9 protein-coding genes and 1 riboswitch are annotated in these 9,416 nt (G+C 74.2%); of the genes, 8 read left to right on the forward strand and 1 reads right to left on the reverse strand.

Annotated elements, in window-relative coordinates:
• Nucleotides 1-51: 51 nt before the first annotated feature.
• Entirely contained in the window at nt 52-459 is a 408-nt protein-coding gene (locus tag ACWDRW_RS37585; protein ID WP_451732185.1) for a CoA-binding protein, read from the reverse strand.
• Between the two features lie 92 nt (nt 460-551).
• A riboswitch (cobalamin riboswitch) is annotated at nt 552-711 on the forward strand.
• Between the two features lie 85 nt (nt 712-796).
• Between ACWDRW_RS37585 and ACWDRW_RS37590 the strand changes: the two genes are divergently transcribed.
• The 8 genes from ACWDRW_RS37590 to ACWDRW_RS37625 form a co-directional block, all read left to right on the forward strand.
• A complete protein-coding gene (locus ACWDRW_RS37590; RefSeq protein WP_451732188.1) occupies nt 797-1,816 on the forward strand; it encodes an ABC transporter substrate-binding protein in 1,020 nt (339 codons plus the stop codon).
• Nucleotides 1,813-2,829, forward strand: a complete 1,017-nt coding sequence (locus ACWDRW_RS37595; RefSeq protein ID WP_451732190.1) for a FecCD family ABC transporter permease — start codon at nt 1,813-1,815, stop codon at nt 2,827-2,829. The genes ACWDRW_RS37590 and ACWDRW_RS37595 overlap by 4 nt, the downstream gene beginning before the upstream one ends.
• Nucleotides 2,826-3,632, forward strand: a complete 807-nt coding sequence (locus ACWDRW_RS37600) for an ABC transporter ATP-binding protein (RefSeq protein ID WP_451732193.1) — start codon at nt 2,826-2,828, stop codon at nt 3,630-3,632. The genes ACWDRW_RS37595 and ACWDRW_RS37600 overlap by 4 nt, the downstream gene beginning before the upstream one ends.
• Before the next feature lie 64 nt (nt 3,633-3,696).
• Nucleotides 3,697-4,422 carry a hypothetical protein gene (locus ACWDRW_RS37605; protein WP_451732196.1) on the forward strand — a complete coding sequence of 242 codons (726 nt, stop codon included), beginning with the start codon at nt 3,697-3,699 and terminating at the stop codon, nt 4,420-4,422.
• Between the two features lie 174 nt (nt 4,423-4,596).
• On the forward strand, nt 4,597-5,139 hold the full coding sequence (locus ACWDRW_RS37610) for a SixA phosphatase family protein (protein WP_451732199.1): 543 nt from the start codon (nt 4,597-4,599) through the stop codon (nt 5,137-5,139).
• Between the two features lie 25 nt (nt 5,140-5,164).
• Nucleotides 5,165-5,791, forward strand: coding sequence for a YigZ family protein (locus tag ACWDRW_RS37615; RefSeq protein WP_451732201.1), 627 nt, complete (start codon nt 5,165-5,167; stop codon nt 5,789-5,791).
• Between the two features lie 125 nt (nt 5,792-5,916).
• Nucleotides 5,917-7,080 (forward strand): exonuclease SbcCD subunit D, encoded by a 1,164-nt coding sequence (locus tag ACWDRW_RS37620; RefSeq protein WP_451732204.1) that lies wholly within the window; start codon nt 5,917-5,919, stop codon nt 7,078-7,080.
• The coding region (locus ACWDRW_RS37625) for an AAA family ATPase (RefSeq protein ID WP_451732207.1) at nt 7,077-9,416 on the forward strand (2,340 nt) is incomplete at its 3' end. The genes ACWDRW_RS37620 and ACWDRW_RS37625, both read left to right, overlap by 4 nt.

Genomic DNA, 9,416 nt, shown 5'->3' on the forward strand with positions numbered 1-9,416 from the left:
GGGGTGCGACCCCTGTCTACGCCATGTTGCAGTACACCACCTCGTCGTGCGTCACCGCAGCAGCGGAATCTCGATGGCCGGGCAGCGGTCCATGACCATCTCCAGGCCCGCCGCCCGGGTCCGTTCGTAGGCGGCCTCGTCGATCACGTCGAGCTGGAACCAGACCGCCTTGGCGCCCTTGGCGACGGCCTCGTCGGCGACCGGCCCCGCCAGCTCGCTGTTGACGAAGACATCGACGACGTCCACGTCGAAAGGGATGTCCGCGAGGGAGGCGTAACCCTGCTCGCCGTGCACGGTCTCCGCCTTGGGATGCACCGGCACCACGCGCTTGCCGTAGCGCTGGAGCACCTGGGCGACGCCGTAGGCCGCGCGCCTCTGGTTCGACGACAGACCGACCACGGCCCAGGTGTCGCCGAGCTCGGTGAGGATCTTGCGGATCGTCGCTTCGTCGCCGTACACCGGGGGCCTCCTCGACCTCATGCCATGCCTTGCCCGGCTCAACGGCCCGGGGCGCCCGGAGATTCCCGGATTTCGCGTGGTAGCTTGCCGAGGCCAGTCGAACCCATGCTCATGGGTCAGGGAATCCGGTGCGAATCCGGAGCTGACGCGCAGCGGTGAGGGTGACGGGCGGGGCCTCGGCCACTGGACGGCGTGACAGCCGTCTGGGAAGGCGCCCCGACCGGACGACCCCGAGTCCGAAGACCTGCTGGCGGCCCCCGCGGTCGAACGGACGGCGGGGGAGCACCGTACGGACGGGCTCCGCGTTCGAGCCCTCGACGACTGAGGAACCATACCCGTGCCCATCGCACGTCTCGCCCGCCCCGCCGCCCTGCTCACGGCCGCCGCCCTGCTCCTGACCGGCTGCGCGGACAACGCCCCCGCCGACGACGCCAAGGCCGCCGTCATCCTCGACAACTGCGGCCACCCCGTGCGCGTGACGCACCCGCCCCGGCACGCCGTCTCCCTGAACCAGGGCAGCACCGAGATCCTGCTCTCCCTCGGCCTCGCCGACCGTCTCGCGGGGACGGCGACCTGGACCGACCCGGTGATGAGGGGGCTGGAGAAGGCGAATGCCGAAGTCCCGCGCATGGCCGAGAACAACCCCTCCTACGAGCGCGTCCTGGAGGCCGAGCCCGACTTCGTCTCCGCCTCCTTCGTCTCCACCCTCGGCAAGGGCGGCGTCGCCTCCCGGGAGCAGTTCGAGAAGCTCGGCGTGCCGACCTACGTCTCCCCCTCCGACTGCGTCGGCAAGGACAACTCCGGGGACGGCGACGGAGTGCGGACGACCCCGCTGGCCATCGAGGACGTCTACGGCGAGGTCCGCGACCTGGCCGCCGTGTTCGGGGTGCAGCGGCGGGGCGAGGAACTGGTCGCCTCGCTCGAGAAGCGGATGGCGAAGGCCACTTCGGGCGTCGACGCCTCCGACGTCACGCTCCTGTACTGGTTCGCCAACGCCGAGTCGCCCTACATGGCGGGGTGTTGCGGTGCCCCCGGCATCATCACCCGCGCGCTCGGGGCGAGGAACGTCTTCGACGACACCCACGACGAATGGCCCCAGATCAACTGGGAGACCGTGGCGGACCGCGATCCCGACGTCCTGGTCATCGGGGATCTGACCCGCAAGTCGCAGACGGCCGAGTCGGCCGCCAAGAAGATCGCCTTCCTGGAGTCCGACCCCGTCACCAGGAACATGGACGCCGTCAAGCACAAGCGGTACGTCCTGCTCAGCGGCCAGGCCATGAACCCGACGATCCGCACGGTGGAGGGCGTGGAGCAGGTCGCCGCCGCGCTGCGCGAGTTCGGGCTCGCCAAGTGAGCCTCCGGCGCACGCTGGTGCTCGGCGGGGCCGGGATCGCCGTCCTGTGCTGCTCCCTGGCGGTCGCGATCACCATCGGGCCCGCCGACATCCGGGTCGCCGACGTCTGGTCCACGGTTCTGTCCCATCTCGGCGTCGGCAGCTCGCGGTTGACACCGATCCGGGACGGCATCGTCTGGCAGCTCCGGCTGCCGCGCACGCTCCTCGCGGCGGTGTGCGGGGCCGGGCTCGCCGTGTGCGGGGCGGTCATGCAGTCGTTGCTGCGCAACCCGCTCGCGGATCCGTTCGTCCTCGGCGTCTCCTCCGGCGCCTCGACCGGAGCGGTCGTGGTGGTCGTCCTCGGGGTGGGCGGGGGCGCGGTCTCGGTCTCCGCCGGCGCGTTCGTCGGTGCGCTGGTCTCCTTCGCGTCGGTGCTGCTGCTCAGCCACACCCTGGGCGGCACGACCGACCGGGTCGTCCTGGCCGGGGTCGCGGCCATGCAGCTCTTCTCCGCGCTCACCTCCTTCGTGGTGATGACCTCGGCCGACGCCGAGACCACGCGCGGGGTGCTGTTCTGGCTCCTCGGCTCGCTCGCGGGCGCGGGGTGGACCGACGTGTGGCTGTGCGCGGCCGTGCTCGTCGTGGCGCTCGTGGTCTGCCTGTCGTACGCCCGCACTCTCGACGCCTTCGCCTTCGGGCAGGACGCCGCGGCCTCCCTGGGGGTGTCGGTCGCCCGCACCCGGCTGGTGCTGCTGTGCGTCACCGCCCTGCTCACCGCCGCCCTGGTCAGCTCGGCGGGAGCGATCGGCTTCGTCGGCCTCGTCCTGCCGCACGCGGCCCGGGCGCTGGCCGGCCCCGGCCACACCCGGCTGCTGCCGCTGACCGCGCTGGTGGGCGCGGTGTTCCTGGTGTGGGTCGACACGCTGGCCCGTACCGTCCTCGATCCCCAGGAGGTGCCGGTTGGTGTCGTGACCTCACTGATCGGGGTGCCGGCGTTCGTGGCGGTGCTGTATCGGACGCGGAGGGCGCGATGAGCGGGATGTCGGACGTGACGCCGAGGGCGGCGACGGGTCTTCGCGCGGACCGGGTGAGCCGCCGGGCCGACGGTCGGCTGATCCTGGACGGGGTCACTCTGGCGCCCGCCCCCGGCACCACCGTCGGCCTCCTGGGGCCCAACGGCTCCGGCAAGTCCACCCTGCTACGGCTGCTGGCCGGGCTGCTCGCGCCCACGGCCGGTGTCGTCACCCTCGACGGCGACCCGCTCACCGGGCGGCCCCGCCGGGAGGTCGCCCGCCGCCTCGCCGTGGTCGAGCAACAGGCGGACACCCAGGTCGAACTGACGGTCCTGGACGTCGTACGACTCGGTCGTGTGCCGCACCGACGGGCCTGGACGCCCGCCACCGCGCGGGACGAACGCGCCGTGCGCGCCGCCCTGGACCGCACCGGCCTCACCGACCACGCCGACCAGCCCTGGCACACCCTCTCCGGCGGGGAACGCCAACGGGTGCAGATCGCCCGCGCGCTCGCGCAGGAACCCCGCGAACTCCTCCTCGACGAACCCACCAACCACCTCGACATCCACCACCAGCTCGAACTGCTCACCCTCGTCACCGACCTACCGGTCACGGCCGTGGTCGCCCTGCACGACCTCAATCTCGCCGCGATGTACTGCGACGAGGTCGTCGTCCTGCGCGCGGGACGTGCGGTGGCCGCAGGGACCCCCGGCGACGTGCTGACCGAGGAGCTGATCGCCGAGGTGTACGGCGTCCGGGCGGCCGTGAGCCGGGAGGGCGACGATCTCCGTCCGCACGTACGGTTCCTCGGCACCGTGAGCTGATCCGACCTGTCCGGAAACCGAGCCGCATGCTGCGCTCCGGCGCGCGCCCGCCTAGGCTCGGGGAGTGCTGCGCATCATCGACGCCCGAACGGGCGAGCCCGTCGACGCCGCGCCCGCCCGGCGTGGTCTGACCCGGGTCGAGGCCCATGCGCCCGGCTTCGACACCGGCGCCCTGCGCGTGCTCCTCGTCGCCGATCTCCTGGTGCGCGCCCTGGAACTCGGCGGCACCCCGGTCTGGGCCGTGTTGCACGGGGACCAGGAACAGCCGGAACTGCGCGCGAGCGCTGCCGCGCTGGGCATCCGGCCGCTTGAGGACGGCCGGGAGGTCGGCCGCGGACTCGGTGAGAAACAGGTCATCCATGTCGTGCCGGAGGACGGGCCCGCACCGGACGGCGTCCGGGTCGCCGTCGCCCCCGTGCACGCCACGACTCCGGCGCCGCTGGCCGGCGCCGACCCCGTCGCCCTGCGCCTCGCCCTGCTGACCCCGCGCCGGGACCACCCGGTCCGGCTGGACACGGCCGCCCTGAACGAGGCCCACGACACCCTCGTATGCTGGCGGCGGGCGGTCGCCGACTGGGCACGGCACCCTTCCCGGCCCATCCCCGACGACGTGCGCACGCAGTTGCGCGGCGCCTGGGAGGACGACCTGGACGTGCCCGGTGTGCTGCGGCTGCTGACGCGGGTCGAGACCGCGCCCGACCTGGCGGACGGCGCCCGCTTCGAGACCTACGCCTACGCCGACCGCCTCCTCGGCCTCGACCTCACCCGCGACCTGGGAGCACCGTCATGACCGCCCCCGTGGGGATGGTGCCGCGGGGGTGGTCGGTCGTGGTGGGGCGTGCCGGGTCGGGGGTGCTGTCGTGATCGCCCGCGTGGGGATGGCGCCGCGAGGGCGGTCGGGCGTGGCGGGGGATGCCGGGGCGGCGGCCCGGCCCCGTGGGGTGGCCGTCCCGGGAGTTCTGTCGTGATCGCCCGCGCGGGGACCGGCCCGCTGCGGCGGCTGGTCGTGCTGCGGCACGCCAAGTCGGCCTGGCCCGAGGGGGTCGCCGATCATCGTCGGCCGCTCGCCCCGCGCGGGCGGCGGGACGCTCCGGCCGTGGGGCATGCGCTGGCCGAGGCCGACCTGCTCCCCGACCTCGCCCTGTGCTCCACCGCCGTACGCGCCCGGCAGACCTGGGAGCTGGCGTCCGCCGAGTGGGGCACGCCGCCGCCCGTGCGTTATGTGCCGCGGCTGTACGCGGCCGAGGTTCCGGATCTGCTGGACGCCGTGCACGAGACACCGTCGGAAGTCGAGACGCTGCTGCTGGTCGGGCACAACCCGGGGCTCGAGGACCTGGTGGTCGAGCTCGCCGGGGACAGCCTGGACGACGCGCTCGACCAGGTCCGGGTGAAGTTCCCCACCTCCGCCGTCGCCGTCCTGGCCTGGCGCGGCGCCGCCTGGAGCGCCCTGGCCCCCGGCACCGCGCTGCTGACCTGGTTCACCGTGCCCCGGGGCAAGAAGGGCTGACGGTCCGCTGGCATAGGGTGGCCGGATGCAGGACGAGTACCGCACAGTAGCCCGCGCGGGCGTGCACGAGACCGAGGTCAACCGCTCCCGCTTCCTGTGCGCCCTCGCCCCGGCGGCCACCGAGCAGGAGGCCCAGGACTTCATCGCGGCCGTCCGCAAGGAGCACGCCGACGCCACCCACAACTGCTTCGCCTACGTCATCGGCGCCGACGCCGCCATCCAGAAGGCGAGCGACGACGGTGAACCGGGCGGCACCGCGGGCGTCCCCATGCTCCAGATGCTCCTGCGCCGCGACATGCGGTACGTCGTCGCCGTCGTCACCCGCTACTACGGCGGCGTCAAGCTCGGGGCGGGCGGCCTGATCAGGGCCTACGGCGGAGCCGTCGGCGAGGCCCTGGACGGCCTGGGCACGATCACCCGCCGTCGCTTCCGGCTCGCCACCGTGACCGTCGACCACCAGCGGGCCGGGAAGGTCCAGAACGATCTGCGCGCCACCGGACGCGAGGTGCGGGACGTCCGCTACGGGGAGGTCGTCACGATCGAGATCGGTCTGCCGGACGCCGATGTGGACGCCTTCCGCGCCTGGCTGGCCGACATCACGGCCGGGACCGCCGGTTTCGAGCCGGGCGGAGAGGCGTACGGCGACGCGTGAACTGCCGACACGTATGAACTTTCGGTCGAAAAGGGCATAACGCCCAATCTGTGGTGGGGTCATGACGGGCCGATACGGGAGTAACCGCCCGTGATGTCAGACCCGGCCGTTACTCTTCGGGGATCATGAGGCTCCTGCACACTTCCGACTGGCACCTGGGCCGGGCGTTCCACCGCGTGAACATGCTCGGCGCCCAGGCCGAGTTCATCGGCCATCTCGTCACCACCGTGCGCGCACACGCGGTGGACGCGGTGGTCGTGTCGGGAGACGTGTACGACCGTGCCGTGCCGCCGCTCGCCGCCGTCGAACTCTTCGACGACGCCCTGCACCGCCTCGCCGACCTGGGTGTGCCCACCGTGATGATCTCCGGGAACCACGACTCGGCCCGCCGGCTCGGTGTCGGGGCGGGGCTCATCGACCGTGCCGGGATCCACCTGCGGACCGAGCCTTCGGCGTGCGGGACGCCGGTGGTGCTGAGCGACGCGCACGGCGACGTGGCCTTCTACGGTCTGCCCTATCTCGAACCGGCGCTGGTGAAGGACGAGTTCGGGGTGGACAAGCCCGGTCACGAGGCGGTGCTGGCCGCGGCCATGGAGCGGGTCCGCGCCGATCTTGCCACCCGTGCGCGGGGGACCCGATCCGTCGTCCTGGCCCACGCCTTCGTCACCGGCGGCGAGGCCAGCGACAGCGAGCGGGACATCACCGTCGGCGGGGTGGCCGCGGTGCCCGCGGGGGTCTTCGCGGGCGTCGACTACGCGGCACTCGGGCACCTGCACGGCTGCCAGACCATCACCGAGCGCGTGCGCTACTCCGGCTCCCCACTGGCGTACTCCTTCTCGGAGGCCGACCACAGGAAGAGCATGTGGCTGGTCGACCTGGACGCCGAGGGCGCCGTCACCGCCGAGCGGATCGACTGCCCCGCGCCGCGCGCGCTGGCCCGGCTCCGGGGCCCCCTGGAGGACCTTCTCGCCGACCCCGACCTGGCCCGCCACGAGGACGCCTGGATCGAGGCGACGCTCACCGACTCGGTTCGCCCGGCCGATCCCATGGCCCGGCTCACCGAGCGCTTCCCGCACACCCTGAGCCTCGTCTTCGACCCCGACCGGGCCCCCGACGACCCGGACGTGTCGTACGCGCGGCGGCTCGCCGGTCGCAGCGACCAGCAGATCGCCGAGGACTTCGTCGCCCATGTGCGCGGCGCCGGTCCGGACGAGGACGAGCGGGGAGTGCTGCGGGACGCCTTCGACGCGGTCCGCGCGGACGCGGTGGTGCGGGAGGTGGCGCGATGAGGCTCCACCGGCTCGACCTCACCGCGTTCGGTCCCTTCGGCGGCTCCCAGAGCGTCGACTTCGACGACCTGTCGGCGGCCGGGCTGTTCCTGCTGCACGGACCGACCGGCGCCGGCAAGACATCGGTCCTGGACGCCGTGTGCTACGCCCTCTACGGCGCGGTGCCCGGCGCCCGCCAGAGCGGGCAGGGGCTGACCCTGCGCAGCGACCACGCGGCGGCGGGCACGCGCACGTCCGTCACCCTCGAACTGACCGTCGCCGGACGCCGGTTGGAGATCACCCGGCAGCCGCCGTGGGAGCGCCCCAAGAAGCGCGGCACGGGCACGACCCTGGACAAGGCGCAGACCTGGCTGCGCGAGTACGACGCCACGACCGGCGCCTGGAAGGACCTCAGCCGCTCCCACCAGGAAGTCGGCGAGGAGGTCACGCAGTTGCTCGGCATGAGCCGGGAACAGTTCTGCCAGGTCGTCCTGTTGCCCCAGGGCGACTTCGCGCGCTTCCTGCGGGCCGACGCCGAGGCGCGGGGCCGGCTGCTGGGCCGGCTCTTCGACACGCACCGCTTCGCCGAGGTGGAGAAGCGCCTCGCCGAACGGCGCCGGGCGGCCGAGGCCGAGGTGCGCGAGGGCGATGCCGCGCTGCTGGCCGACGCGCACCGGATGCAGCAGGCGGCGGGCGGCATGGAGCTGCCCGAGCTGGTGCCGGGGGAACCCGGGCTCGCCGAGGCCGTGCTGAGCGCCGCCGCCGTTGCCCGCAGCACCGCCCGCGAGGAACTGACCGTCGCCCAGTGCGGCCTCGCCGCCGCCGAGTCCGCCCAGGCGGCGGCGGAGCGCGACCTGGCCGACGTGCGCGAGACCGCGCGGTTGCAGCGCCGGTTCGCCGAGGCGGGGGAGCGGGCGCGGCTCCTTCAGGAGCGGGCCGACGGGCACCGGGAGGCGCAGGCGCGCATGGAGCGGGCCCGCAAGGCCGAGGCGGTGGCCCCGGCGCTGGAGCTGCGGGACGCGGCCGACACCGAACACCGGCGGGCGGCTGCCGCGCGGACCCGCGCGGGTGCGCTGCTGCCGGACTCCTTCGCCGACGCCGGTGCCGCCGGGCTCGCGGCCGCCGCGCGCCGGGCCGCCGAGGAGCTGGGCGGCCTGGAGTCGGCCCGCCGGGCGGAGCAGCGGCTGGTCGAACTCGCCGAGGAGCGCGCCAGGCTCGACCGGCAGGAGCGCGCCGACGAGGACGTCCTCCAGGAGGCCCAGGCCTGGCTCGCGGGCTGGGACACGACCCGCGCGGGGCTCCAAAGCCGTATCGACACCGCCCAGGAGGCCGCCACCCGCGCCGAACAGCTCGGCGTCCAGCGGGAACCCGCCGCCGGACGGCTGAACGCGGCCCGGCTGCGCGACCAGTTGGCCGGAGACACCGACACCGCCGCCGACCGGGCCCAGCGGGCCCAGGAGGAGGCGCTGACGGCCAAGGCGCACTGGCTGGAGGTCAAGGAGCGCCGCCTGAACGGCATCGCGGCCGAACTCGCGGCCCAGCTCACCGACGGCGAGCCCTGTGCCGTCTGCGGCGCCACCGAACACCCGGCGCCCGCCCGCAGGGACGCCGGACACGTCGACCGGGAGGCCGAGGAGCAGGCGCTCGCCGATTTGCAGGCAGCGGAGGAACGCCAGGCCGAGCGGGAGCGGCACCTCGGCACCGTCCGCGAGGCGCTGGCCGCCGCCACCGCCGAGGCCGGAGACACACCTACCGAACAACTCGCGCACGAAGTCGCGGAGTTGGAGCGGCTCTTCGCCGAGGCCCGCCGCACCGCCTCCGCGCTCCACCCCGCGCACGAGGAGCTGCGCCGCGCCGAGCAGGAGCACGAGCGGCGCGTCACCGCCCGCCAGCAGGCGGAGGTCAGGACCGCCGCGCGGGTGGGGCACCGGGACCGCCTCGACCGGGAACGGGCCTCCCTGGAAGCGGAGTTGGCCGAGGCGCGCGGCTCCCTGGACAGCGTGGCCGCCCGGGCCGCCCAACTGGAGCGCCGGGTCGCGCTGCTCACGGACGCCGCCGACAGCGCCCGGGCCGCCGAGGAGAGCGCACGGCGGCTCAAGGACGCCGACGCGCGCCTCGCCGACGCCGCGTTCCGCGCCGGGTTCGAGACACCCCAGGCCGCCGCCGACGCCCTGCTGGACGACACCGCTCATCGGGAGCTCCAACGGCGCCTGGACGCTTGGCAGTCCGAGGAGGCCGCCGTACGAGCGATCCTCGCCGAGACCGACACCGCCGCTGCCGCCCAGCGTCCGCCCGCCGACCCGGCCGCGGCGGAACAGGCCGCCGCCGAGGCGGGCCGACGACTGCGCGAGGCCGCC

Source organism: Streptomyces sp. NPDC003635 (assembly GCF_053587635.1).

What these genes read in the sequence shown, in the direction of transcription:
- ACWDRW_RS37620 (WP_451732204.1), top strand. Translation starts at nt 5,917, where the DNA reads ATGAGGCTCCTGCACACTTCCGACTGGCACCTGGGCCGGGCGTTCCAC.
- ACWDRW_RS37600 (WP_451732193.1), top strand. Translation starts at nt 2,826, where the DNA reads ATGAGCGGGATGTCGGACGTGACGCCGAGGGCGGCGACGGGTCTTCGC.
- ACWDRW_RS37615 (WP_451732201.1), top strand. Translation starts at nt 5,165, where the DNA reads ATGCAGGACGAGTACCGCACAGTAGCCCGCGCGGGCGTGCACGAGACC.